The following is a 26,346-nucleotide window of genomic DNA, read 5'->3' as shown; positions in this document are numbered from 1 at the left end:
CAAGTATTGCGGGAGGGAGAACTGGCGGTGAGCAACGCATCCCGCCAGAATGCCATCACATGATCTTGTCTGAACCCGGCGTTTTCGGGTCATCAACAGGACGTGGAGCCTGCGTAGAGTCGCCGTTACCCACAGCAACTTTCGCCTCTTCCCAACCTGCTGGTGGACGCACTTCGCGGCGTGCCATCAGATCGCTGATCTGCGGTGCATCGATGGTCTCATACTTCATCAGCGCGTCTTTCATCGCGTGAAGGATGTCCATGTTTTCATTCAGAATACGGCGTGCACGCTGATAGTTGGTATCAATAAGGTGTTTAACTTCCTGATCGATAATGCGCGCCGTTTCATCTGACATGTGTTTTGCTTTCGCCACTGAACGACCGAGGAACACTTCGCCCTCTTCTTCAGCGTAAAGCAATGGACCCAGCTTCTCAGAGAAGCCCCACTGCGTAACCATGTTGCGTGCTACGCTGGTCGCCATTTTGATGTCAGATGAAGCACCGGTAGAAACATAGTCCGGACCATAAATGATCTCTTCCGCCAGACGTCCGCCGTAAGCCACAGAAATACGGCTTTCCAGCTTCTGACGGTTGGCGCTGATCTCATCGCCTACTGGCAAGAAGAAAGCCACACCCAGAGCACGACCACGCGGAATGATGGTGACCTTGTGCACCGGATCGTAACCCGGAACCAGCGTACCCACGATCGCGTGACCCGCTTCATGATAAGCCGTCGATTCTTTCTGCTCTTCGGTCATCACCATGGAGCGACGTTCCGCACCCATCATGATTTTGTCTTTGGCTTTTTCAAACTCAACCATCGAAACAACACGCTTGTTGCCGCGAGCAGCAAACAGCGCAGCTTCGTTGACCAGGTTAGCCAAATCCGCACCGGAGAAACCAGGCGTACCACGTGCGATAACTGATGGATCCATATCGGTTGCCAGCGGCACACGACGCATATGGACTTTCAGAATCTGCTCACGACCACGCACATCTGGCAGACCCACCACAACCTGACGGTCGAAGCGGCCTGGACGCAGCAGCGCCGGGTCAAGTACGTCTGGACGGTTAGTTGCCGCGATAACGATGATGCCTTCATTACCTTCAAAGCCATCCATCTCAACCAGCATCTGGTTCAGCGTTTGTTCACGTTCATCGTGACCACCGCCTAAACCGGCGCCACGCTGACGGCCAACCGCATCGATTTCATCAATAAAGATGATGCACGGTGCCGCTTTCTTCGCTTGTTCGAACATGTCACGCACACGAGATGCACCGACACCGACAAACATTTCCACGAAGTCAGAACCGGAAATGGTAAAGAACGGGACTTTCGCTTCACCAGCAATCGCTTTCGCCAGCAGCGTTTTACCGGTACCCGGAGGGCCGACCATCAGGACGCCTTTCGGAATTTTACCGCCCAGCTTCTGGAAACGGCTCGGCTCACGCAGATACTCAACCAGCTCACCGACTTCTTCTTTGGCCTCATCACAACCGGCCACGTCAGCAAAAGTGGTTTTGATCTGATCTTCGGTCAGCATGCGGGCTTTGCTCTTGCCGAAGGACATCGCGCCCTTGCCGCCGCCGCCCTGCATCTGCCGCATAAAGAAGATCCACACGCCAATCAGCAGCAGCATTGGGAACCATGAGATAAAGATGGAAGCCAGCAGGCTTGGTTCTTCAGGCGGTTCGCCAACGACTTTGACGTTTTTGGTCAACAGGTTATCGAGTAACTTAGGATCGTTGACGGGGATATAGGTGGTGTATTTATTGCTGTCTTTTTTGACAACGTTAATCTCACGCCCGTTAATTCGTGCCTCGCGGACCTGATCTTGGTTCACTTCCGATAGGAAAGTTGAATAATCAACCCTACGGCCATTCGACTCGCTGGGCCCAAAGCTCTGGAATACAGACATCAGCACGACCGCGATGACTAACCAGAGAATCAGGTTTTTCGCCATGTCACTCAAGGGATTAACCTCATATTACAACGATGTTAACAGACAGCGTAGGGTACTATAGATCCTTCATGCCTGGAATCGCAGTGCGGATGATTTTGCTTGTTTACCCTGAAACTCAGAATTACACATCAGAGTAAACGCATTGGTCGTCTTGCTTTGATTCCGGCAATTCGGGCTAAAGTTTGCGCCCCGTCGCCACAATGTACACTTCGCGCGAACGTAATCGCGAAGCGTCCGGCTTACGAATTTTTACTTTCGTAAACAGGGAGCGAATTTCCCGCAGGTATTCATCGAAGCCATCTCCCTGAAACACTTTCACGACAAAACTGCCGCCTGGGGCCAGGATATCCCGACACATTTCCAGCGCCAATTCTACCAAATACATCGAACGTGGAATATCAACCGCAGGTGTACCGCTCATGTTGGGTGCCATATCAGACATCACCACCTGCACCTTTTGGTCGCCAACGCGCTCCAGTAAGGCGTTAAGTACCGCCTCATCACGAAAATCGCCCTGCAAAAAATCAACGCCGACAATCGGATCCATTGGTAACAGATCGCAGGCGATGATACGACCACTTGATCCGATAAGCTGAACCACATATTGCGACCAGCCGCCGGGTGCCGCACCGAGATCAACAACCGTCATCCCGGGTTTGAAAATCTTGTCACCCTGCTGAATTTCTTCAAGTTTAAACCAGGCACGCGAACGTAACCCTTTTTTCTGTGCCTGCAGCACATATTTATCGCTAAAGTGTTCCTGTAGCCAGCGACTGGAACTGGCCGAACGCTTTTTACCCGTCATAATTTTTCCAATTAAATCGTCATCGTAGCGATAAATCAGCACGCAATGGTCGCGTTGATTTGGCGATATACCCGAGATGGCGGTAGAATGAACCGTTTTCAATCCCTGAGTAAGCAAAAAATACGATGAATCTGAGTACCAAACAAAAACAGCACCTGAAAGGCCTTGCCCATCCGCTTAAGCCGGTTGTCATGCTGGGCGGAAATGGCCTGACCGAAGGCGTGCTTGCCGAAATCGAACTGGCGCTCGAGCATCACGAATTGATCAAGGTAAAAATTGCCTCGGAAGATCGTGAAACTAAGCAGCTGATCGTGGACGCTATCGTGCGTGAAACTAAAGCAGGCAACGTACAGGTAATCGGCAACACGCTGGTGCTGTATCGCCCTGCCAAAGAGCGTAAAATTACTCTTCCGCGTTAATCATGCCTTTAAAGGCGGCGACGGGCAAAGAAAGTGCCACGCTCCTGCATGTGATAAAAGGCCGCAATGCGGCCTTTTTCCTTTCTTTACAAAATGCAGCGACATATTGCAAAGCGTAGCAATATCTTAAAGGTATTCCACCTTCAGGACTTCATATTCCACATCCCCGCCTGGGGTTTTCACAATCGCTACATCGTCGGCTGATTTTCCAACCAATCCACGCGCCATCGGCGAATTCACTGAAATCAGGTTCTGCTTGAAGTCAGCTTCATCGTCACCCACGATGCGATAGGTGAACTCTTCATCCGTATCCACATTAAGAATGGTAACGGTAGCGCCAAAAATCACGCGACCGGTTTTCGGCATGGCAGTCACATCAATGACTTGCGCATTGGAAAGCTTGGCTTCAATCTCCTGAATACGCCCCTCGCAGAAACCCTGTTCTTCGCGAGCCGCATGATATTCGGCATTCTCTTTCAAATCGCCGTGCTCACGGGCTGTGGCGATGGAGGCGATGATGCGCGGACGCTTCACAGTTTTCAGTTCGTTCAGCTCTTCGCGCAGCTTCTCAGCGCCTTTCAACGTCATCGGAATCTGATTCATTTTGGCTCCTCGTCATCTATCCTGGTTAACGGCGTCATCCTGACCGGTGACAGCAGAAAACAGCTTCTGCAGCGCGTTACCTCTTTTCACAAGCAAAAGAAGCCTGACCCGGAAAGCTTTCCGGGTCAGGTTCGGTTTTGCATTTTGATACGTATTTTACCCCAGAGTTCCCTGTGGGTCATCGTTTACTTTGCACCGTCCGGGGACGTAGTATTGACGCCCTCACCCGTCAGTTACCGCGAGATTATGCGATTTTCACGACTTGTTACCGGATTAACCTGTGCGTTTATGCTGCAGGCACAAGCAGCTCCCGTTGAAGAATACATGCAGTATTTGCCAGACGGCGCAAACCTGGCGCTGATGGTACAAAAAGTGGGCGCATCCACCCCGATAATCGATTATCACGGCAAACAGATGGCGTTACCGGCCAGCACCATGAAAGTGGTGACAGCGTTGGCGGCTTTATTAGAGCTCGGGCCCGATTTTCGTTTCCAGACCACCATGGAAACCAAAGGAGCGGTCAATGACGGCACCCTAAATGGCGATTTAGTGGCACGATTTGGCGGCGATCCTACGCTAAGCCGCCAGGATCTGCGCAACATGGTCACTGCGCTGAAAAAGCAGGGCATCACCCATATTAAGGGCAATCTGGTGATCGACACCTCGGTATTCGCCAGCCACGATATGGCGCCAGGCTGGCCGTGGAACGATTTGACGCAGTGCTTCAGTGCGCCACCGGCAGCGGCCATCGTCGATAAAAACTGTTTCTCAGTATCGCTGTATAGCGCCAATACGCCGGGCGAAAACGCCTTTGTGCGTATCGCCTCCTATTATCCGGCCCACATGTTCAGTCAGGTGCGCACCATTGGCCGCAACAGCGGTGACGGACAATATTGCGAGCTGGATGTGGTGCCAGGCGAGCTCAATCGTTACACCTTAACCGGCTGCATGCGTCAACGTTCAGAGCCGCTACCGCTGGCATTTGCCGTGCAGGATGGTGCTGCGTGGGCCGGTGAGATACTTAAAGCCGAGCTGCGCGCCGCCGATATTGATTACAGCGGTCATCTGGTTCGCCAGGCGCAAGTGACGTCGCCGGGTACCGTGTTGGCTTCAACGCAATCAGCGCCGCTGCACACGCTGCTGCACACTATGCTGAAGAAGTCGGACAACATGATTGCCGACACCGTGTTCCGCACCATCGGCCATCATTACTTCAATGTGCCGGGCACCTTCCGCGCGGGTTCAGATGCGGTACGTCGTATTCTGCGCGAAAAAGCCGGGGTCGATCTCGGCAACAGCATTCAGGTTGATGGTTCCGGACTGTCGCGTCATGACCTGATCGCGCCAGAGACCATGATGCAAGTGCTGCAATACATTGCGAAAAATGATTCGACGCTGAATTACATTTCGATGCTGCCGCTGGCCGGTTACGACGGCACGCTGCAATATCGCGGCGGTCTGCATGAAGCAGGGCTGGATGGCAAAGTCTCGGCGAAAACCGGTTCGCTGCAGGGCGTCTATAATCTGGCAGGATTCATCACCACCTCCAGCGGCGCGCGCGTCGCCTTTGTCCAGTTCCTGTCCGGTTACGCGGTACCGCCGGAAAATCAGAAAACGCGCCGCATTCCGCTGGTACGTTTTGAGAGCCGCCTCTATACGGATATCAACAAGAACAACTGATGAAACTGCTAATCGTTGAAGATGATGCGCTGTTGCAATCGGGCCTTGCGCAGGCGTTAAGCTCGCAAGGCTACGCCATCGACTGCGCCAGTACCGCCGCAGAGAGCAACGCGCTGCTGCGTAGCGGTCAGTACAGCCTGATCGTGCTCGATCTCGGCTTGCCGGATCGCGATGGCGCATCACTGCTGCGACAATGGCGACGCGACGGCATTGCGGTGCCGGTACTGATCCTCACGGCGCGCGATGCGCTGGAGGATCGCGTTGATGGTCTGGATGCCGGCGCTGACGATTACCTGGTGAAGCCGTTTGCGTTGGTTGAACTGCAGGCACGCGTGCGGGCGCTGATCCGCCGTTATCAGGGCCACAGCGACAACCTGCTGCAACAGGGCGATCTGACGCTCAATCTCAGTTCACAACAGGTTTTGCTGGAAGATCAGCCGCTGGAGATCACGCCCAAAGAGTTCGCACTGCTCACCCGCTTACTGATGCGCGTGGGGCAAAACGTACACCGCGAAACGCTGCAACAGGATCTCTATAGCTGGAATGACGATCCCGGCTCCAACACTCTCGAAGTTCACATCCACAATTTGCGTCGCAAGCTCGGAAAAGATCGCATCAAAACCGTGCGCGGCGTCGGTTACCGTCTGGAAATCCGCGAATGAACAGCATGCGTCAGCGGTTATTGATTATGCTGGCGCTGATTCTCCTCACCTGTCAGGTGATGAGCGCCATCTGGCTGTGGCATGAAAGCCGCGAGCAGATCAGTTTTTTAGTCAACGAAACGCTCTCTGCGCAGGCGCGTAACGATCGGGTAGAAAACGAGATCCGTGAAGCCATTGCCTCGTTGCTGCTGCCTTCCTTAGTCATGGTCGCCCTCACCTTGCTGCTGTCGTTTTGGGCGATTAACTGGATTATTCGTCCGCTGAAATCGCTGCAGGACAGCCTTGCGCATCGTTCAGCGGATAATCTGACACCGTTGCCGATCTACTCCGAAATGGATGAGATCGTGGCGGTAACCACCTCGATCAACCAACTGTTTTCACGCCTCGATCACACGTTGCAGCAGGAACGCCTGTTCACTGCCGATGCGGCGCACGAGCTGCGCACGCCGCTGGCCGGATTGCGCCTGCATCTCGAGCTGCTCCACCAGCAGAACGTGCCGCAGAGCGAGATGCTAATTGAACGTATCGATCAGTTGATGCACACCGTGGAACAGCTGTTGATGTTATCGCGCGCCGGGCAAGCGCTGGCGGGCGGTCACTATCAGCAGTTGCAGTGGCAACAGGACATCATGCAGCCGCTGGAGCCAGAAATGACCGAGCTGTATCAACAGCGTCAGCAAATCCTGCACTGGCCGCAGAACGACGATGTGCCGCAGCAAGGTGAAGCGGTACTGCTGCGCCTGATGCTGCGCAATCTGCTGGAAAACGCCTCGCGCTACAGCCCGGAAGGCAGCGAAGTCGCGGTGAAGATGCAGCAGGACCAGCAGCAGGTGATCATTGAAGTGTGGGATCAGGGTCCCGGCATTGAAGCCGCCGCTGCGGAAGAGCTAACACAGGCGTTTCGTCGTCGCGATCAGCGTTATGGCGGCAGCGGTTTGGGTTTGAATATCGTGCTGCGCATCGTGCAGATGCATCGCGGCAGGCTGGAGCTGGTGAACCGTGAAGATCGCAGCGGGCTGATTGCCCGCTGCTATTTACCGCATCAACTGATTGGCTAAGCGCCGTTAGAAGTGGGTATTCAGGCTCATAAAGTAAGTACGACCAGATTCGTTGTAGGTATTCGCACCCGCTCCATACAGATAAGAGTTGGTGTTAGCGTTACCGGTGGTTTGCGCATTACCTTCGCGATAGTGACGTTTATCGAACAGGTTATCGATGCCCACCGTGACGCTGGCGTACTTATTGATATCGTAGGTACCGCTCATACCGATAATTGAGTAAGGACTTACTTTATCCGTTGCGCTGCCGGTCGAAAGATTCCCTTTGTAATCATACTTCTTCGGCGTCTGCGTGCCGTACCAGGTCAGCGTGGTTTGCAGCGACAGATCCTGCGTCGCCTGCCAGCTCAGCGTCGAATTCAGCGTGTATTCCGGAATCACCGATAAACGATCGCCGGTCTCTTTGTTCTTACTCTGCAGCATATAGGTGAAGTTGTTATTCCACATCACGCTGTCGGAGAACGGCACGTTGACGGTGCCTTCCAGCCCTTCCACCACCGCTTTCGGTACGTTTTCCCACTTATAAATATCTGTGGTGCCATTGGATGCTTTGCTCACTGGCGAGTAACCGGCTTCGATCTTGTTGCGATAATCGTTGCGGAACCAGGTTAAACCGGCCTGATAACCTTCGTGTTTCCACTCCAGACCAATCTCTTTATTGATGCTGTTTTCCGCTTTCAGGTCGCTGTTACCCTGCAGATAACAGGCGCCGGTGCTGGCCGCACAACCCTGACCGTTGCTGTACAACAAGTAGTTCGGGTTGGTCTGATACAGGCTCGGCGCTTTATAGGCGCGACCAATCCCCATCTTCAGCGTGAAGTCATCGCCCAAACCTTGTGACAGGTTGAGCGACGGGCTCCAGTTATTGCCAACAATCGAGTGATGATCAAAACGCAGGCTTGGCGTCAGCATGGTGCTGTCGGTCAGCTCCATGTTGTCTTCCGCAAACAGCGAGAAAATCTCTGCCTGGGAATACGGGCTGCGACCGGTGTTATCGATGCCCGGCACCGCACCGTAGCTCGCCGCCTGCGTGTTGGAAGAGCCATCCTTCATGCGCTGCTGGTTCCATTCGGTACCCAGCGTCGCCGTTTGGTTAAAAAGCAGCTCAAACGGAATGCTGACTTCGCTATGCAGCAGCACGTCATCCAGCTGAATGGTGTTGAAACCGCTGTTAGAGAAGATGCCTTCGGTGCCGCCGGCCAAACCTTCATTGATGCGCGAGTTGCGGGTTTTCTCGTAGCGCGCGTAGGTATTGGTGCTGACGCCGTTATCCCATGCGCCGGTCCATTTTAATGAGACGTTCTGGCGATACAGGCGGTTAGTTTCATCACCGTACAGGCTTTTCACCAGCGCGCTGGTGTTGGTGTTCTGCGTATCACCCGCATACAGGTTGCCCTGACGGCTGTAACCGGCCTGCAGCTCCAGCGTCTGCATCGGTGCAAACGCCCAGCTCAGCAAGGCATTGATATCTTTATTAACCGAACCTTCACGACCCGCCGGATAGCTGCCCGCATAGCTGCCGGTGCGCGCCGCCGCATGCCCTTCGTTGATGTCATAGGCATCGGCCTGGGTTTTGGCTAAACCACCGTACAAACGGAAGTTGAAATCATCGCCCAGCGGCCCTTCCAGACTGAAGTTAGTGCGCTTAGTGGCGCCTTCCGCTTTATGTTCCGGCACGTTGTAATAGGTGTTCCAGGAACCGTGCCACTGCTGATCGGTCTGTTTTTTAGTGATGATATTCACCACACCGCCCGCCGCGCCGTTACCGTAACGCACCGCCGCCGGTCCACGAATCACGTCGATGTGATCGATCATCTCCGGCGGCACCCAGTTGGTGTCGCCACGCGTATCACGCTCGCCACGCCAGCCAAGGCGCACCGAGTTGCGGCTGGTGATCGGCATACCGTCCACCATGATCAAGGTGTTTTCCGGGCCCATACCACGAATATCGATCTGGCGATTGTTACCGCGCTGGCCGCTGGTGGAGTTGCCGGTCAGGTTAACGCCAGGCATGGTACGGATAATTTCAGACACATCACGCGCGGGCGGATGTTTTTTGATTTCGTCGGCAGTAATGGTTGAGACGCCCGGCGCTTGCAGGTTCTGCTGCTGCGCGGTGACCATCAAGGTGCCGCCGTCCATTGATTGTGCGTCAGTCGTGCTGGCTGAGGTTTTGCTGGAGGAAGTCTCTGCTGCCCAGGCGCTGCTGGAAAGCAGTGAGGCGCTGAGCCCCAGTTCAATCAGAATGGCTAACGATAACCGTGAGTAATTTTTCATTTTATACGTTCCTGGATGGCCAGCAAAAAGCCGTTGGATGCTTAACTGGCGAGCCGGTGAGAAGATCCCTGTCCATATCGCGCCCAGTTCCAGACCCTTCAAACCATCCGTAGCGCAACCTTACCGAACGGTAAGCATCTGGCGGAACAGGCGTGCTCATTTTTGAGCGCAGCCACCCTATTGCAAATGCAAATTATTATCAATAGTATTATTCATCAAGCTTATGTAAATCTCCGCGTAAACACCGACTGGCAGCCCTATGACCTGGCGAAATGATGTAACCGGCAGTGCGGCCTGGTGGCAGGCGCAACAATCCCAAGGTATTCCCCGCATTGAGTTAGTAGACGATGGCCAATGTCAGGTCACTTTCTTCTGGCGTGATCCGCAAGGCGATGAGACGCAATCGTCGACCCAGCGCGTGTGGATTAACATTACCGGCGTGACCGATCACCACCAGCGCCGCCCGCCGCAGTCGTTAATGCGTGTGGCGGGCACCAACGTCTGGTATTGGCAGACCTCGCTGCCCGCTAACTGGCGCGGCAGTTACTGTTTGATGCCCGATGAACAGGCCACGGACTTCACTGGCGTTGCCGACATGTCCACGCTGCGCAACTGGTGGCGCGACAAATTCCCGACGGCGCAGGCCGATCCTTTGAACAGCTTACGTGGCTGGTCCGGTGGTCGCGGCATGGGCGTCTCGCCGCTGCATCTGCCTCACGCGCCCGATCAACAGCTGTGGCAAGCGGTGGATAACGGCACAGCGCCAACCATTGAACTGCAACAGCAACAATGGGATAGCGCGCTATTAGGCAACAGCCGCAAGGTGTGGATTTACACCACCGGCGCAGCCAATCCCGCACAGCGTCCGCTGGCCATCATGCTTGACGGGCAATTCTGGGCGCACAGCATGCCGATTGCCGGACCGCTGCAGCAGCTCACTGATGCCGGTTCTTTGCCGCCAGCGGTGTATCTGTTTATCGACATCATTGACCGCGAACACCGCAGCCGCGAGCTGCCGTGTAACGCGCAGTTTTGGCAAGCCATTCAGCAAGAACTGTTACCGCAAGTTGCACAATCAACGCCTTATCGCCAGCAGGCGGACAGTACCATCGTCGCCGGACAAAGCTTTGGTGGCCTGGCGTCGGTGTTTGCCGCGCTGCACTGGCCGGAAACCTTTGGCAACGCGCTCAGCTTATCGGGCTCCTTCTGGTGGCCGGAACGCGGCAATCCGCACGGCTGGCTGCTGCAGGCGCTGGATAACGGTCTTGCACCGCGTCAACCGCTGCGTTTCTGGCTCGAAGCGGGCAAACGTGAAGGCTTGATTCTGCAAGCTAATCAACAACTTCAACAGCAGCTTAGCGCTGCCGGCTATCAGGTGAATTACCTGCCCGTGGAAGGCGGCCATGACGCGCTCTGTTGGCGCGGCGGCCTGCTGAATGGCCTGCAAGCGCTGTGGAGCAAACCGGAGCATCCATGTCCGAATCCCTGATGAATAAGCCTATGACCGACCAACAAACCTTGCCGTTAGTCGCGGCACAGCCCGGCATCTGGATTGCCGATCAGCTGTCACCTCACCACAACGCTTACGCGGTGGCGCACTTTGTCGAACTGCGCGGTGAGATTGATAGCGCCCTGTTGGCGCAGGCGATCGTTGCCGGCATGCAGGAAGCCGACACGCTGAATATGGCCTTTGGTGAGGTGGAAGGCGAAGCGTTGCAGTGGCCGCAGCCACACGCCTTTAGCCTGCCGCAGATTGTCGATTTGCGCGCTGAGGCCGATGCGCCTGCCAAAGCGCGCGCGCTGATGCGTGACGACATGAATGGCGATCTGCGCGTATTGAGCGGCGCAAAGCTGTGGCATCACCGCCTGTTCCGTCTCGACGATCAGCATTGGTTTTGGTATCAGCGCTACCATCATTTGGTGGTGGATGGCTTCAGCTTTACCGCGCTGACGCGCCGCATCGCCAATCTCTACAGCGCGGCCGTACGCCAGCAAGCCGCTGAACCGACGCCGTTTATTCCGTTTAGCGAAGTGGTGGACGAGTATCAGCGCTACCGCGAATCCTCCTCTTTTGCGCGTGACAGCCAGTTCTGGCGCGAAAAAGGGGCGGCGCTGCCCTCACCGGCTTCGCTCTCGCCGCTGCCGCTCGCCGGACAACATGCCAGCACCGATCTGCTGCGCCATAGCGTTACGCTGGATCGCAGCATCTTCCAGAGGCTAGTGCAGCAGCATCCGCACGCCAGCGCGGCCGATCTCGCCTTTGCGCTAGTGGCGCTGTGGCTGGCGCGTCTCAGCGGGCAAAACGACTTTGCCACTGGCTTCATCTTTATGCGCCGCATCGGCTCGGCCGCCTTGTGCGCCACCGGTCCGGTGATCAACGTATTGCCGATGGCAATCCATTACGATCCCGCGCAGCCGATCGGCGCGCTCGCCGCGCAGCTGGCGGGTGAAGTGAAAAAGATGCGTCGTCATCAGCGCTATGACGCCGAACAGGTGCAGCGCGATCTCGGCCGCCTCGGCGATGGCGACCCGCTGTACGGTCCGGTGATTAACCTGAAGATGTTTGACTACCAGCTCGATTTCGCTGGCGTGGAAGGCATCACCCATCAACTGGCGTCCGGGCCGGTGCGCGATCTGGAGATCGCCATTTACATCAGCGAGCACGGTGAACTGACGCTGGAGCTGCTGGCCAATGCCGAACGCTATAGCGAACAAACCTTGCAGCGTCATGCCAGCCGCTTTGCCCTGCTGCTCGATCAGCTGGCGCAACAGCCGCAGCGGCCGTGCGGCGAACTCGATCTGCTCACTGCCGAAGAGCATGCGCAGATTGCCGCGATCAACCAAACCGCCTATCCGCTGCCAGCAGAAACGCTGGCTTCCCTGTTAGCGCAGCAGGCGGCACGCACCCCTGATGCACCGGCGCTGGCCGATGCGCAGCATCAGCTTAGCTATCGCGCGATGCAACAGCAGGTGTTTGCGCTGGCCGCCGATCTCAGCGCCGCCGGCGTGCAGCGTGGCGATATTGTCGCCGTGGCTCTGCCGCGTTCAGTGCAGCTCTCCCTGGCGCTGCAGGCGATTGTTTCGCTCGGCGCTGCCTATTTACCGCTCGACACCGGTTATCCGGATGACCGCTTACAGCTGATGCTGGAAGACGCCGCGCCAAAAACGCTGATCACCTGCGCAGCGCTCAGCGCGCGCTTCAGCGCCATCGCGTCGGTCAATCAGCTGCATTTTGATGTGCTGTATCACAATGCCCATGCACCGCAGCCGGCCAGCGCGCCGACGCCGCAGGATGGCGCCTACATCATTTACACCTCAGGTTCGACCGGTCGCCCTAAAGGCGTGCTGGTGGGGCATGAAGCCATCGTCAATCGCCTGTTGTGGATGCAGGATCGCTATCCGCTGCAAGCCGACGACGTGGTGCTGCAAAAAACCCCGAGCAGCTTCGACGTTTCGGTGTGGGAATTCTTCTGGCCGCTGCTGGTCGGTGCGCAGTTGGTGATGGCACCGCCAGAAGCCCATCGCGACCCGGAAGCGCTGCAGCAGCTGTTTGCCCGCTACCAAGTCACCACCACGCATTTCGTTCCCTCGATGCTGGCGGCCTTTGTCGCGGCGCTCGACGATCAAGCGGCGATTGCCCGCTGCGCCAGCCTGCGTAACGTGTTCTGCAGCGGTGAAGCGCTGCCGACGGATTTATCGCGCGAGTGGGAAAAACTGACGCGCGTGCCGCTGCACAATCTGTATGGCCCAACCGAAGCGGCGGTGGATGTCAGCTGGTATCCGGCGTTTGGTGCTGCCCTGGCCGCCGTCGAAGGTGCCAGCGTGCCGATTGGTTTCCCGGTGTGGAATACCGGCCTGCGCATCCTTGATGCCCGCATGCAGCCGGTGCCGCCGGGCGTGACGGGCGATCTCTACTTAACCGGCGTGCAGCTGGCGCATGGCTATCTTGGCCGTCCCGATCTCACCGCCAGCCGCTTTATCGCCGATCCTTTCATGCCTGGCGAGCGCATGTATCTCACCGGCGACGTGGCGCGCTGGCTGGATAACGGCGCGGTGGAATATCTCGGCCGCAGCGACGATCAGCTGAAGATTCGCGGTCAGCGTATCGAACTGAATGAGATCGATCATGTGCTCAGCGCGCAGCCCGGCATTGAGCAGGCGGTCACACACGCGGTGGTGCTTGGCGGCACGGCAGCGCAAGGTGATGCGCGTCAGCTGGTCGGCTACGTGATTGCCGGGCAGCCGGTTGATCGCGACGCGCTGCGTCAGGCGCTGGCGCAACGCTTGCCCGCGCATATGGTGCCGGTAGCCATTGTGCAGCTCGATGCCTTCCCGCTCAGCAGCAATGGCAAGCTGGATCGCAAAGCGCTGCCGTTGCCCGCATCCGCCAGTGCCCACGCGGGACGGGCACCGCACGCCGGGCTGGAAACCACCTTAGCCAATGCTTTCTGTCAGCTGCTGGCGCGCGAGGAAATCAGCGCGCAGGATGACTTTTTCGCCCTCGGCGGCCATTCGCTGCTGGCGATGCGCTTGGCGGCGCAGCTACGCCGTGAGCTGCAACAGCCGGTGTCGGTGGGACAAATCATGGTGGCCTCAACGGTGGAGAAGCTGGCAACGCTGCTCAGTGATACGCAATCCCATCAGCAAGCCGGTTTCGAAGCGGTGCTGCCGCTGCGTCAGGGCAACGGACCAACGCTGTTCTGCTTCCATCCGGCGTCAGGGTTTGCCTGGCAGTTCAGCATCCTGCAGCGTTATCTCGATGCGCGCTGGTCGCTGGTTGGCATTCAGTCGCCGGATATCAGTAGCCCGCTGAACCAAAGCGCGCATCTGGATGACGTGTGCGACACCCATCTGCAAACCCTGCGCGACGTGCAGCCGCACGGACCTTACTATTTCCTCGGCTATTCGCTTGGCGGAACCCTGGCGCAGGGCATCGCGGCACGGCTGGAAGCAGCCGGTGAAGAGGTGGCGTTCCTCGGCCTGCTGGATACCTGGCCACCAGAAACGCAAAACTGGGATGAGAAACGCGGCGAGAACGTGCTGGATCCGGCGGTGCTGGAAGAGGTGAACCGCGAGCGCGAGCAGTTTATCGCCGCGCAGCGCCATCAGGCCGGTGAAGAGATGCGCGCGATGTTCGATACCATCGAGGCCAACTACGCCAGTTCGGTGCGCCTGCTGGCGACTGCATGCAGCGCGCGTTTCAACGGTCGCGCCACGCTGTTCCTCGCCGAACAGACGCAGCAGCCAGGACAAGATGCGCGCCGCGCCTGGGCGCCGTATATCGGTGAACTGGAAGTGTGGCCGATGGATTGCGCCCACGTGGAGATCATTTCACCGCAGATGTTTGAGCAGATTGGACCGTTGTTGCAGCGGTTGTTGGGATAGCGATCTTTCCCTCACCCTAACCCTTGTATGTTTAAAGTCATCTTAGTTACCCGCCTCCGGGCGGGTACACTGTCAAAGCGTTGTACCTGACGTTTCAGCCCGTCTGCCCTCTGGGACATCGAGCCCGCGGGAGAGCTTATGGCGGAACGTCAGTTTTTCTCTTAACCCGAACAGCTGCCAGGACCGCTCTGCGAGTCCGTATCTTACAAGGCCGGGAGATGTGAAATGACTGAATACTCTGTAATCGGCATCGACATTGCTAAAGAGACGTTTGACGTTTATATCGATACTTCCTGTACTTATCTGCATCTCGATAATTCACCCGACGGCCATCAGCAGCTGCTGAGCGTATTGTCTGCCCTTCGCGTGAAACTTGTGGCTATGGAAGCAACCAGCCGCTATCACTCGCTGCTGGCCGCCACGCTGACGCTGCAGGGCTTTGCCGTTGCTGTAGTCAATCCGCGTCTGGTAAAAAATTTCGCCCGCGCAACGGGAACGCTGCATAAAACCGACCCAAACGACGCGCGCCTCATCTGCGAGTTTGGCCGGCGCATGGAGCCGGAAGTACGCGCCACGCCGGATGAGCAGACACAACGGCTGGCAGGAATGGTGACCCGTCGCAGGCAGTTGGTTGAGAATCGTGCGATGGAAATAAACCGGTATAAAAGCTGTGATGACGTTGCCATATCGGCGAGCCTCAAGCGTCATATTGACTGGCTGAAAGCGGAGATTAAGGATGCGGATGACGATATCGACAGACAGATAAGAACGATGCCGCTGTGGAAAGAGAAGGTTAAGCTTCTGGAAGAGGTAAAGGGAATAGGACCGACGACGATGGCTGTGTTGCTGTCAATGTTGCCGGAACTGGGAGCGCTGAGCCGTCATAAAATCAGTGCGCTGGTCGGCGTGTGCCCTTACGCGCACGACAGCGGAAAAATGAAAGGTAAGCGCTGCATCTGGGGCGGCCGAAGTGCGGTGCGGTCGGTGCTGTATATGGCCACGCTGACGGCGGTGCGTTACAACCCAACAATCAAAGCTTTTTTTGAGCGCCTGACAGGGCGGGGAAAAGTGTTCAAAGTCGCGATAACGGCGTGTGTGAGAAAGCTGATAACCATTTTGAACGCGATGCTGAGGGACAATAAAGAATGGAGGCCGGCGTAACGCATCCATTGACTTTAAACACAGCTGCTCTCCCGCAAGCGGGAGAGGGAACAATCAGGAGCCGCTGACGGGAGAGGGAATGTTTAGGTGTGGTAACGGGTGTAACATACAAGCTGGGTCGGCCCCTTCTCCCGCTTGCGTGAGAAGGCTGGGATGAGGGCCCGCGCGCACCGTGTTTAATTATCCCCCGCGCCCCAGCGGCACAATCATTGGCGTATGCGCCACCGGATCGTCCACAATCACGCAGCGCAAGCCATACACCTGCTCGATCAACGCGGGCGTCACGATCTCCGACGGCTTCCCTTCGGCAACAATCCTGCCGTCACGCATCGCAATCAAATGCGTGGCATAGCGACAAGCGTGATTAAGATCGTGCAGCACCACCACCAGCGTTCGCCCATGCTGTTGATTCAGCTCCTGCATCAATTCCAGCAGCTCAATTTGATGGGTGATATCCAGCCAGGTGGTCGGTTCATCCAGCAGCAGCAGCGGCGTTTCCTGCGCCAGCACCATGGCAATCCACACGCGCTGACGCTGACCGCCCGATAACTTATCCACCGACTGCTGGGCCAAATCGGCCACGCCGGTGGCGCGCATCGCGTTCTGCACCGCCGCTTCATCTTCCGCACGCCAGCGACCAAACAGCACCTGATGCGGATAACGTCCGCGCGCCACCAGCTCGGTGACGCTGATGCCCGCCGGCGCGTTGGAACTTTGCGGCAGCAAACCCAAACGCCGCGCCACCTCTTTGGTGGGATAGCTGGCAATGGCCGCGCCATCCAGCAACACCTCACCTTTTAACGGCGTATGCAGGCGACTCAACGTGCGCAGCAGCGTCGATTTTCCGCAGGCGTTAGGGCCGATAATCACCGTCAGCTCACCTTGCGGAATCGTCACTGACAGATTCTCTGCCACCACCTTTTTGTCATAGCCCAGCGTCAGGCTATCGCCGCGCAGACGTGAAGGGATATCGGTCATTGGCGTCGCGCCTCCCGCACCAGTAAAGCGATCAGATAAAGTCCACCGAGAATGACGGTTATCACGCCAACCGGTAATTGATATGGCAGGAACAGATGCTGTGCGGCGAAGTCTGCGGCAATCAGCAACAGCGCGCCGCACAGCGCCGCCAGCGGCAAGGCACCTTTAACGCCGCCGCCGAGACGACGGGCAATCTGCGGCGCCAGCAGCGCGACAAACGAAATCGGCCCGACCAGCGCGGTTGACGCCGCCGTGAGAACCACGCCAATCAGCATCAGCCACATGCGGCTGCGCTCCACCGGCACGCCAAGCGCGCAGGCGGTATCGTCGCCCATCTCTAGCAAACGCATCCGCCGCGCCAGCAGCGCCATCAACAGTAACGCCAGCAGCAGCACCGCAATCACCGGCGGCGTTTTCGCCCAGGTAATGCCGTTGAGCGATCCGGCGCTCCACAAGCCCGCACTCAGCGCCGACTCCAGCGAAGCGCTGATAATAAGCCAGGAATTCAACGCCATCAGCAGCGCGCGCACGCTGATGCCGACGATAATCAGCCGGAAGGTCTCTACGCCGTTGCGCCAGGCAAACAGATAGACCAGCGCCGCCGTGGCGATGCCGCCAATCAACGCTGCGCCGGTCATCGCCGTGACGCTTTGATTAAATAGCACCAGCGCCACCAGCACGCCGCTGTAAGCGCCGGTGTTGAAACCGAGAATGTCCGGGCTGCCAAGCGGATTACGCAGCAGCGACTGGAAAATCGCGCCGCTGATGCCTAACGCCGCACCAATCAGCAGCGCCATTAGCACGCGCGGCAAGCGCCATTCCAGCACGATCAGTTTGACGTTGCTGGCGCCCTGCCCGAGCAGAATTTGCCAGATTTGATCACCGCTGATCTGCAATGCGCCGCGCGTCATCGCCAGATAAGCCAGCAGAGCGCAGGCGCACAGCAGCCAAAGCGCATGTAACCCGACACGACGCGTCATAGTGCACCCCGGCCCAATTTACGGCGCACCAGCACAATCAGCATCGGCGCACCGAGCATCGCCGTGACGATGGAAACCCGCAGCTCGCCCGCCACCAGCAGGCGGCCAAGGATATCGGCGGCGAGCAGCAAAATCGGCGTGATCAGCGCGGTCGCAGGCAGCATCCAGCGGTGATCGTTGCCCACCAGCCAGCGGGCAAAGTGCGGCGTCATTAAACCGACAAAGGCAATCGGGCCCACCGCCGCGGTGGCTGCGCCGCACAGCAGCGCAATCGCCAACAGGCCAAGCAGTTGGGTGCGCGCCACCCGCGTGCCGAGCGCGGTCGCCATGTCGCCACCCATACTCAAACTATTCAGCGCCTGCGATAGCGCAATGGCGACCACACTGCCGAGCAGCACCGCCGGGAACAGCGTGCGCAGCGTGGTGAAATTGCGAATATCCAGCGAGCCGCTGTGCCAGAAGCGCAGATGATCGTAGATGTCGGGATTGAGCAGCGACAGGCCAGAGGTTAATCCTTCCAGCACCGCGCCCAGCGCCACGCCGGCCAGCGTCAGACGCACCGGATTGACACGCCCGCCGCCAATCGCGCCGGTCATCGCCACCAGCACGGACGCCAGCAGCGCGCCGCCAAAGGCGAAGCCGAGCCAATCCACCGGCGAGTCAGCACCGAACAGCGCAATGCCAATTACCACCGCGAAACCTGCTCCGGCGTTGACGCCGAGAATGCCGGGATCGGCCAGCGGATTGCGCGTCAGGCTCTGCATCAACGCACCAGCGAGGCCGAGCGCCACGCCCGCCAGCAAACCGGCCAGCGTACGCGGCAGGCGCGCATCACGCACAATGACGCACTCCGCGCTGTGACAGGAGGTGGTAAGCGAATGATAAACATCGGGAAGTGGTATTGATTTTGCCCCCAGCATTAAGCTGAGCGCAATGAGGAGCAAGAGCAGAATCCCTGAGCCTGCTAATGCACGAATCTGGCGCATAGCGTTCTAAACCTTCACTGTTCAACGTCGTCGCATGCGCGATGTAACTTGATAATGGTTATCGTTATTACTCGCGTTTAGCTATGTTACCATGACTCGCCTCGCGGACGATGAGGAAAATTGGTGCAATAAGGCGAACACATGAACAAATCTTCCCACTTTATCGATCTCTCGCTGCTGAAAACTCACCCGGCTTTTCGCGCGGTGTTTATCGCGCGTTTTATCTCGATTGTCGCGCTCGGCATGCTCGCTGTGGCGGTGCCGGTGCAGATTCAGCACATGACCCATTCACCGCTGCTGGTGGGCTTGGCGGTGACGCTGGCCGCTGCCGGCATGTTTATCGGCCTGCTCACCGGCGGCGTTTTGGCGGATCGCTATGAACGCAAAAAGCTGATTTTGTTTGCCCGATCCACCTGCGGCTTAGGTTTTATCGCGCTGGCCATTAACGCCGCGCTGCCAGAACCCTCTCTGATCGCGGTTTATCTGCTGGGTTTCTGGGATGGTTTTTTCGGCGCGATTGGCGTCACCGCGCTGCTGGCGGCGACGCCCGCGCTGGTCGGCAGGGAAAACATTATGCAGGCGGGCGCTATCACCATGTTGACGGTGCGCTTCGGCTCCATTTTATCGCCCGCGATTGCCGGTCTGGTGATTGCTCACGGCGACGTGACGTGGAACTACGCACTCGCTGCCTTTGGCACCTTACTTACCGTGTTAACGCTGCTGAAATTGCCCACTTTGCCGCCGCCGCCACAACCGCGTGAACATCCGCTGAAATCCCTCGCAGCTGGCGTGCAGTTTCTTTTCGCCAGTCCTATTGTCGGCATGGTGGCGCTGATTGGCGCATTAGTCACGCTGGCCAGCGCGGTGCGCGTGCTCTATCCGTCACTCGCGCCGCATTGGTCTGTTAGCGCTGACCAGCTTGGCCTGATGTATGCCGCCGTGCCGCTCGGCGCAGCTATCGGCGCGTTCACCAGCGGTAAACTGAAACACGCCGCGCGTCCCGGACAGCTGGTGCTCGGCAGTGCGATTGTAGCATTTGTCGCGCTGGGTTTGTTTAGCCTGATGCCGAACCTGCCGCTGGCGTTAGCCTGTTTAGTCGCTTTCGGTTACTTCAGCGCCATCAACAGCCTGGTGCAGTACGCGATGATTCAGGCATTAACGCCAGATCATCTGTTAGGCCGCATCAACGGCTTGTGGACCGCGCAGAACGTGACCGGCGATGCGATTGGTGCGGCGGTGATTGGTGCGATGGGTTCATGGTTGCTGCCACCGCAGGCCGCCGCGGTATTTGGCTTTACCGCGGCGCTGCTCGGCATCGTGATGTGGTGGGTGATGGGCCGTTTACGTCGTTACCATCCGCCAGCACCGGAGCTGACGGAACAGGCATCATGATTTAACGAACAGCTTCTCCAGGCGCGCCAGCAGATTGCTGGCGCTGTAGTAATCAAGACGGAAGGAATCGACGCCCAGCTCGTAAACCTGCTTGCCCTGCACCGCCGCGTTTTGCGCAAGGAACGGATTGTTCAGCACCGATTGCGTGGTTTTATCGTCAGCGGCGAACAGCAGGAAGGTTTTGCCGGTCAGGCCGCTGGCAACGTTTTCGCCCGACAGCTGAATGATGTCTTTGCGCTGTCCCATGCTGTGTCCCTGCTCAACCGTCGCCGGTGGCGTTACCAGGGTGAAGCCAAGTTGTTCCAGCAGCTTGCCCTGCGCCGAAGCCGCGGTCCACACATTGACTGCGCGTCCGCCGCCGTTCCATACCATGGCTGAGACCGGCTGCGGTGGCAGCGTGATGGCTTTTTTCAGCGCCGCTTCACGATCGTCAAAAGCTTTAATACGTTGCGCCGCCTGCGCTTCATGCCCGGTCGCCTGGCCTAACTGCGTGACGACATCCTGCCAGCTTTTGTCGTCGTAATTGACCACCAGCGTCGGTGCAATAGCCGAAAACTGTTCGGCGAGCTTGATGGCAGAATCGTTGCCGGTGGCGCTGACGATAATCAGATCCGGCGCTTGCGCGGCAACCGCTTCGGCATTCGGCTCACCGATGTACAGACGTTGAAGATGCTGCTTTTTGGCAACGTCGCTCCACTGGCGAAAGAAACCCTGATCGTCGGCCAGGCGACTGTTCGGCGCAGTCGCGCCGGAAGCAATCACCGGCGCATCAATGGCCAGCAGCGATCCGGTCAGCGTGACGCTGGTCGAGACAATGCGCTGCGGCGCGTGATTGAGCGTAATCGATCCGTTGGCACCCTGAACGGTGCGCGGCCAACCCTGTTCGGCATGAGCGACGCTGGTGAAAATCTGGAAAACACCTATAAGGGCTGCAATGCCCCAAAAACCGCATTTATTCATAAGTTTTGGTCCACTTTTTAGCATATTGCCCTGCTGAGCGTCAGCGCCTGATTACGGCTAAACGCAGCTGAAATCCCGCGAATGGATTGACACTTTTGCCCAATCGACGTAGGTTACAGGCCCATAATAAAAATGATAATCATTCTTAATAATCTTATCATTTATAGGTGAAAATTATGGTGGAATCTTCCACGTTTGAAAATGCCTGGCTGAAGGATTATTCCGCGCTAAGCCGTGGTTTCCTCTTTACCTCGCCGTGGCGTAGTTTGGCAACGCAAGGATGCTATACCACCGTTACCGCGCCGGTAGATGACGCCGCGTCGCTGGACGGTGATTTCCAACAACAGTTGCGCCAGCATTTTGCCGCGGCGAAAAAACAGGGCATCGACAATCCGATTCTGGTCGGGGCGATCCCGTTTGACGTCAGCCAGCCCGCCGCGCTGTTTATTCCTGAATCTTATCAAACGTTTAATCGCGCTGACCTGCAAAACGCGTTGCCGGAAAACGTCAGCGATCTGCCGCAGGTGCGACGTCGCACCGCAGTGCCGGATCACGATGTGTTTACCACGATGGTGGCAGATGCGGTGGCGGCCACGCAGCGCGGCGATCTGGATAAAGTGGTGCTGTCGCGTCTGATGGATATCGTTACCGAACAGCCGGTTGATACCGCAGCGCTGATGCAGCGCGTGATTGCACAGAACCCCAATAGCTACCATTTCCATCTGCCGCTGCCGCAAGGCGGTGCGTTGATTGGTGCCAGTCCGGAGCTGATGCTGCGCAAACAGGGGCGCGATTTTAGCTCTTGTCCGCTGGCGGGCTCAGCGCGGCGCAATCACGACGATGCCCAGCAGGATCGTGCCGCTGGCGATACGCTGATGGATTCCGGCAAAGATCGTCATGAGCACAAACTGGTGACCGACGCGATGCGCGACACCTTGCAGCCGCGCAGCCGTTTGCTGTCGGTGCCGACCATTCCGTCGCTGATTACCACCGCCACGCTGTGGCATCTCGCCACGCAAATCGACGGCGAAGTGCAGGATGAGCGCGAAAATGCGCTGTCGCTGGCCTGCCTGCTGCACCCGACGCCTGCGTTGAGCGGTTTCCCCCATCAGCGCGCGCAGCAGCTTATTCAGCAGTTGGAACCTTTTGATCGCCAACTGTTTGGCGGCATCGTCGGCTGGTGCGATAGCCAGGGCAATGGCGAATGGGTGGTCACCATCCGCTGCGGCACCGTGCATGGCACGCGGGTGCGCCTGTTTGCCGGTGCGGGCATCGTGGCCGACTCCCAACCCGAATCAGAATGGCGTGAAACCGGCGTGAAGCTGGACACCATGTTGCGCGCCTTTGGACTGCAATAAAGGAAAGAACATGAGCATTCCCTATACTCGCTGGCCGGACGACCTGGCTGCGCGCTATCGCGAAAAAGGTTACTGGCTGGATGTGCCGATGACCGACATTCTGGCGCGTCATCAGCATAATGATGCCATCGCGGTGATTGATGGCGATCGCCAGATCAGCTATCGCGAAATGGACGTGCTGAGCAGCAACCTGGCCGCCGCGCTGCAGCGTCGTGGCCTGCAAAATGGCGATACTGCGCTGGTGCAGCTTGGCAACGTGGCCGATTTTTATGTCACGGTATTTGCGCTGTTTAAGCTCGGCGTAGCGTCAGTATTTGCGCTGTTCAGCCATCAGCGCACCGAACTAAGCGCCTATGCAGCGCAGATCGAACCTAAACTGCTGATTGCCGATCGCACTCACGCGCTGTTTGCTGATGATAGCTTTATCAACGCGCTGTGCGCCGCGCAGCCTTCGCTGCAGCAGGTGATTCTGCGTAATGACAACCAGCCGGAAAATACGCTGGAAGCGCTGATGGCGGAAGCCGCGGGTGATTACGTCGCCACACCAACCGCCGCTGATGAAGTGGCGTTTTTCCAGCTCTCCGGCGGCAGCACCGGCACGCCGAAGCTGATTCCGCGCACCCACAACGACTATTACTACAGCATTCGCGCCAGTGATGAGATTTGTCAGGTGACCGCCGATACGCGTTATCTCATCGCCCTGCCCGCGCCGCATAACTTTGCCATGAGCTCCCCGGGTTCGCTCGGTGTATTTTATGCCGGTGGTCAGGTAATTCTGGCTGCCGATCCCAGCGCCACGCTCTGCTTCCCGCTGATTGAGAAGCATCAGGTCACCGATACCGGTTTGGTGCCGCCGGCGGTGAGTTTGTGGCTACAGGCGATTCAGGAATGGGGCAGCAATAAACAGCTGGCTTCGCTGCAGCGCATTCAGGTGGGCGGCGCCAAGCTGGGCGAAACCCTCGCGGCACGCATTCAGCGTGAAATTGGCTGTCAGCTGCAGCAGGTTTTCGGCATGGCCGAAGGTCTGGTGAACTACACGCGCTTTGGCGACGATGAGAACATCATTCTCACCACGCAAGGCCGTCCGATCTCTGAAGATGACGAAGTGTGGGTCGCTGACGAGCACGGCAACGCGCTGCCCACCGGCACCATCGGTCGCCTGATGACGCGCGGCCCCTACACCTTCCGTGGCTATTACAAGAGCCCGGAACATAACGCCGCCAGCTTCGACGCCAACGGGTATTACTGTTCGGGCGATCTGATTGAGATCGACGCGCAGGGCTACATCACCGTGCAAGGGCGCGAAAAGGATCAGATCAATCGCGGTGGCGAGAAGATCGCCGCGGAAGAGATCGAAAATCTGCTGCAACGCCATCCGGATGTGATCCACGCCGCGCTGGTGTCGATGAACGACGAATTGATGGGTGAAAAGAGCTGCGCCTTTATCGTTGCCAGCCAACCGATCAAAGCGGTGGCGTTGCGTCGTCACCTGCGAGAACTGGGCGTGGCCGAGTTCAAATTACCTGACCGTATTACCTGCGTCGATGCCCTGCCGCTGACGCCTGTCGGCAAGGTGGATAAAAAACGTTTACGCCAACAGCTTGCCGACCAACAAGCGCAAGCCTGACCTGTTCCGGAGATTGTAATGGCTATTCCAAAACTGAACGCTTACGCGCTACCCGCAGCAACTGAACTGCCAACCAATAAAGTAAAGTGGACGCTTGAGCCTCAGCGTGCCGCGCTGCTGATTCACGATATGCAGGCTTACTTTCTTAATTTCTGGGGCGAAAACAGCCCGCTGGTTAATCAGGTGGTGGAAAACATCGCTCGTCTGCGTGCTTACTGCAAAGCGCAGGGCATACCGGTGTTATATACCGCTCAGCCGAACGAACAGAGCGATGCCGATCGCGCACTCCTCAACGACATGTGGGGACCGGGCCTGAACAAACATCCGGATCAGCAGAAGATCGTGGATGCGCTGGCGCCGGATCAGGACGATCAGGTACTGACCAAATGGCGATACAGCGCCTTCGTGCGCTCACCGCTGGAATCGATCCTGCAGGAGATGGGCCGCGATCAGTTGATCATCACCGGCGTGTACGCGCATATCGGTTGCCTGACCACCGCGACTGACGCCTTTATGCGTAATATCCAGCCGTTTATGGTGGCGGATGCGCTGGCCGACTTCACGCGCGAAGAGCACATGATGGCGCTGACTTACACCGCAGGTCGCAGCGGTAAAGTAGTGATGACCGCCGACCTGATGCCGCTGCCGTTGAGCAAAGACGATCTGCGTGCGCTGATTCTGCCGCTGCTGGAAGATGACGATGTGCCTGCAGATGACGAGAACCTGATCGATTACGGTCTGGATTCAGTACGCGTGATGGCGCTGGCGGCGCGCTGGCGTCAGGTGCACAGCGACATCGATTTCGTCAGTCTGGCAAAAAATCCGACCATCGATGGCTGGTGGGCGCTGTTATCAAGGGTGCCAGCTAAATGAGTGCAACTTTCGATTTCAGTGGAAAAATCGTCTGGGTAACCGGCGCAGGCAAAGGGATTGGTTACCACACCGCGCTGAGCTTCCATCAGGCGGGCGCGCAGGTTATCGGCTTCGATCTGCGTTTCGAACAGGCCGACTATCCTTTCACCACGCAGGTGCTGGATGTGGCGAACGCCGCCGAGGTGAAAGCGGTTTGTCAGCGTTTGCTGGCAGATCAGCCGCGTCTCGATGTGCTGGTGAACGGTGCCGGCATCCTGCGTATTGGCAGCACCGATGAACTGTCGTTCGACGATTGGCAGGCGTGTCTGGCGGTGAATGCCGGCGGCGCGTTCAACCTGTTCCAGCAAACCTTGCCGGTGTTTCGCCAGCAGCGTGCGGGTGCGATTGTGACTATCGCCTCTAATGCAGCACATGCGCCGCGCCTTGGTATGTCCGCTTATGGCGCTTCCAAAGCGGCGTTGCGCAGCTTGTGTCTGACCGTGGGTTTAGAGATGGCACCTTACGGCGTGCGCTGCAATATCGTTTCTCCGGGTTCCACCGATACCGATATGCAACGCAGCCTGTGGCATACGCCAGAAGCCGAGCAGGAGATGATCAATGGTTTCCCGGATCAGTACAAGCTGGGGATCCCGCTGCGTAAGATCGCTAAACCGCAGGAGATCGTCGCTAACGTGATGTTCCTCGCGTCGGATCTTGCCAGCCACGTGGTGCTGCAGGATATTGTGGTCGACGGTGGCGCAACGCTGGGATCCTAAGTTATGGCAATCTGGAAACGTTCGGTCGATGTTGAAACGTTGAATAAGATGGGTGAAAACTCGCTGGTGGCACACGTTGGCATTGTGTTTACCACCATCGGTGAAGATTATCTCGAAGCCACCATGCCGGTGGATGCCCGCACGCAGCAGCCGTTTGGCCTGCTGCACGGCGGCGCTTCTGTGGTGCTGGCGGAGTCGATGGGATCGATTGCCGGTTATCTCAGCATCGAAGAAGGTAAAAGCGTGGTGGGGATTGAGGTGAGCGCCAGCCACCATCGTGCAGTAAGCAGCGGTGAAGTGCGCGGCATTTGCCGCCCGCTGCACCTTGGTGCGCGTAATCAAAGCTGGCAGATTGAGATTCGTAACGCCCGCAATCAGCTGTGCTGCACCTCGAGATTGACGGTGGCGGTGCTGGGTTAAGACA

General features: G+C 57.6%; 21 protein-coding genes. 13 read left to right on the top strand and 8 right to left on the bottom strand.

Annotated elements, in window-relative coordinates; all coding sequences use genetic code 11:
- Nucleotides 1–55: 55 nt before the first annotated feature.
- Nucleotides 56–1,963, bottom strand: a complete 1,908-nt coding sequence (gene ftsH / locus FCN45_RS02485; protein WP_036620266.1) for an ATP-dependent zinc metalloprotease FtsH — start codon at nucleotides 1,961–1,963, stop codon at nucleotides 56–58.
- A gap of 175 nt (nucleotides 1,964–2,138) precedes the next feature.
- Nucleotides 2,139–2,768, bottom strand: coding sequence for a 23S rRNA (uridine(2552)-2'-O)-methyltransferase RlmE (gene rlmE / locus FCN45_RS02480; protein ID WP_007886684.1), 630 nt, complete (start codon nucleotides 2,766–2,768; stop codon nucleotides 2,139–2,141).
- A 125-nt stretch (nucleotides 2,769–2,893) separates the two neighbouring features.
- On the opposite strand from rlmE, the gene yhbY reads away from it, so the two are divergent.
- Nucleotides 2,894–3,187, top strand: a complete 294-nt coding sequence (gene yhbY, locus FCN45_RS02475) for a ribosome assembly RNA-binding protein YhbY (RefSeq protein WP_007886683.1) — start codon at nucleotides 2,894–2,896, stop codon at nucleotides 3,185–3,187.
- Nucleotides 3,188–3,313: 126 nt separating this feature from the next.
- Here the strand turns inward: yhbY and greA are convergent, their stop codons facing one another.
- Nucleotides 3,314–3,790, bottom strand: a complete 477-nt coding sequence (greA, locus tag FCN45_RS02470; RefSeq protein WP_110868068.1) for a transcription elongation factor GreA — start codon at nucleotides 3,788–3,790, stop codon at nucleotides 3,314–3,316.
- A gap of 246 nt (nucleotides 3,791–4,036) precedes the next feature.
- On the opposite strand from greA, the gene dacB reads away from it, so the two are divergent.
- The 3 genes from dacB to pmrB are packed head-to-tail and all read left to right on the top strand — an operon-like array spanning nucleotide 4,037 to nucleotide 7,190.
- Complete coding sequence (gene dacB / locus FCN45_RS02465) at nucleotides 4,037–5,470, top strand: serine-type D-Ala-D-Ala carboxypeptidase (protein WP_137386837.1); 1,434 nt, start codon at nucleotides 4,037–4,039, stop codon at nucleotides 5,468–5,470.
- On the top strand, nucleotides 5,470–6,132 hold the full coding sequence (pmrA, locus tag FCN45_RS02460) for a two-component system response regulator PmrA (protein WP_101762257.1): 663 nt from the start codon (nucleotides 5,470–5,472) through the stop codon (nucleotides 6,130–6,132). Before dacB ends, pmrA begins: the two co-directional genes overlap by 1 nt.
- On the top strand, nucleotides 6,129–7,190 hold the full coding sequence (gene pmrB, locus FCN45_RS02455; protein ID WP_101762258.1) for a two-component system sensor histidine kinase PmrB: 1,062 nt from the start codon (nucleotides 6,129–6,131) through the stop codon (nucleotides 7,188–7,190). The genes pmrA and pmrB overlap by 4 nt, the downstream gene beginning before the upstream one ends.
- Before the next feature lie 6 nt (nucleotides 7,191–7,196).
- Here the strand turns inward: pmrB and FCN45_RS02450 are convergent, their stop codons facing one another.
- Nucleotides 7,197–9,467, bottom strand: a complete 2,271-nt coding sequence (locus tag FCN45_RS02450; protein WP_110868070.1) for a TonB-dependent siderophore receptor — start codon at nucleotides 9,465–9,467, stop codon at nucleotides 7,197–7,199.
- A gap of 259 nt (nucleotides 9,468–9,726) precedes the next feature.
- Between FCN45_RS02450 and fes the strand changes: the two genes are divergently transcribed.
- The 3 genes from fes (at nucleotide 9,727) to FCN45_RS02435 (ending at nucleotide 16,013) form a co-directional block, all read left to right on the top strand.
- On the top strand, nucleotides 9,727–10,956 hold the full coding sequence (gene fes / locus FCN45_RS02445) for an enterochelin esterase (protein ID WP_137385058.1): 1,230 nt from the start codon (nucleotides 9,727–9,729) through the stop codon (nucleotides 10,954–10,956).
- Nucleotides 10,941–14,852 carry an enterobactin synthase subunit F gene (locus FCN45_RS02440; protein WP_137385057.1) on the top strand — a complete coding sequence of 1,304 codons (3,912 nt, stop codon included), beginning with the start codon at nucleotides 10,941–10,943 and terminating at the stop codon, nucleotides 14,850–14,852. Before fes ends, FCN45_RS02440 begins: the two co-directional genes overlap by 16 nt.
- 225 nt (nucleotides 14,853–15,077) lie before the next feature.
- Nucleotides 15,078–16,013: an IS110 family transposase gene (locus tag FCN45_RS02435; protein ID WP_137385056.1), complete on the top strand. Its 936-nt coding sequence runs from the start codon at nucleotides 15,078–15,080 to the stop codon at nucleotides 16,011–16,013.
- A 180-nt stretch (nucleotides 16,014–16,193) separates the two neighbouring features.
- Here FCN45_RS02435 and FCN45_RS02430 read toward each other — a convergent pair whose 3' ends face one another.
- From FCN45_RS02430 to fepD, 3 genes are read right to left on the bottom strand one after another with little or no spacing between them, the layout of a single operon-like run.
- Nucleotides 16,194–16,991: an ATP-binding cassette domain-containing protein gene (locus FCN45_RS02430; RefSeq protein ID WP_137385055.1), complete on the bottom strand. Its 798-nt coding sequence runs from the start codon at nucleotides 16,989–16,991 to the stop codon at nucleotides 16,194–16,196.
- Nucleotides 16,988–17,971: an iron-enterobactin ABC transporter permease gene (gene fepG / locus FCN45_RS02425; protein WP_137385054.1), complete on the bottom strand. Its 984-nt coding sequence runs from the start codon at nucleotides 17,969–17,971 to the stop codon at nucleotides 16,988–16,990. The genes FCN45_RS02430 and fepG overlap by 4 nt, the downstream gene beginning before the upstream one ends.
- Nucleotides 17,968–18,957: a Fe(3+)-siderophore ABC transporter permease gene (gene fepD, locus FCN45_RS02420; RefSeq protein ID WP_101762264.1), complete on the bottom strand. Its 990-nt coding sequence runs from the start codon at nucleotides 18,955–18,957 to the stop codon at nucleotides 17,968–17,970. Before fepD ends, fepG begins: the two co-directional genes overlap by 4 nt.
- A gap of 141 nt (nucleotides 18,958–19,098) precedes the next feature.
- On the opposite strand from fepD, the gene entS reads away from it, so the two are divergent.
- Entirely contained in the window at nucleotides 19,099–20,349 is a 1,251-nt protein-coding gene (gene entS / locus FCN45_RS02415; protein WP_137385053.1) for an enterobactin transporter EntS, read from the top strand.
- On the opposite strand, the gene fepB is transcribed toward entS, so the two are convergent.
- On the bottom strand, nucleotides 20,344–21,309 hold the full coding sequence (gene fepB, locus FCN45_RS02410; protein WP_137385052.1) for a Fe2+-enterobactin ABC transporter substrate-binding protein: 966 nt from the start codon (nucleotides 21,307–21,309) through the stop codon (nucleotides 20,344–20,346). The genes entS and fepB overlap by 6 nt on opposite strands.
- 176 nt (nucleotides 21,310–21,485) lie before the next feature.
- On the opposite strand from fepB, the gene FCN45_RS02405 reads away from it, so the two are divergent.
- The 5 genes from FCN45_RS02405 to FCN45_RS02385 are packed head-to-tail and all read left to right on the top strand — an operon-like array spanning nucleotide 21,486 to nucleotide 26,342.
- On the top strand, nucleotides 21,486–22,667 hold the full coding sequence (locus tag FCN45_RS02405) for an isochorismate synthase (RefSeq protein ID WP_137385051.1): 1,182 nt from the start codon (nucleotides 21,486–21,488) through the stop codon (nucleotides 22,665–22,667).
- 10 nt (nucleotides 22,668–22,677) lie between these two features.
- The gene (locus FCN45_RS02400) at nucleotides 22,678–24,294 is read left to right on the top strand and encodes a (2,3-dihydroxybenzoyl)adenylate synthase (protein ID WP_137385050.1); all 1,617 of its coding nucleotides are present in this window, start codon (nucleotides 22,678–22,680) and stop codon (nucleotides 24,292–24,294) included.
- A gap of 18 nt (nucleotides 24,295–24,312) precedes the next feature.
- Nucleotides 24,313–25,167, top strand: coding sequence for an isochorismatase (locus FCN45_RS02395; protein WP_137385049.1), 855 nt, complete (start codon nucleotides 24,313–24,315; stop codon nucleotides 25,165–25,167).
- Complete coding sequence (gene dhbA, locus FCN45_RS02390; protein WP_101762269.1) at nucleotides 25,164–25,922, top strand: 2,3-dihydro-2,3-dihydroxybenzoate dehydrogenase; 759 nt, start codon at nucleotides 25,164–25,166, stop codon at nucleotides 25,920–25,922. Before FCN45_RS02395 ends, dhbA begins: the two co-directional genes overlap by 4 nt.
- Nucleotides 25,923–25,925: 3 nt before the next feature.
- Nucleotides 25,926–26,342: a hotdog fold thioesterase gene (locus FCN45_RS02385; RefSeq protein ID WP_137385048.1), complete on the top strand. Its 417-nt coding sequence runs from the start codon at nucleotides 25,926–25,928 to the stop codon at nucleotides 26,340–26,342.
- Nucleotides 26,343–26,346: the final 4 nt, after the last annotated feature.

The organism is Pantoea sp. SO10 (genome assembly GCF_005281435.1).
Lineage (GTDB): Bacteria > Pseudomonadota > Gammaproteobacteria > Enterobacterales > Enterobacteriaceae > Pantoea > Pantoea leporis.
The sequence above is the reverse complement of the archived record's forward strand: the minus strand, read 5'-3'. Positions and strand labels throughout refer to the sequence as shown.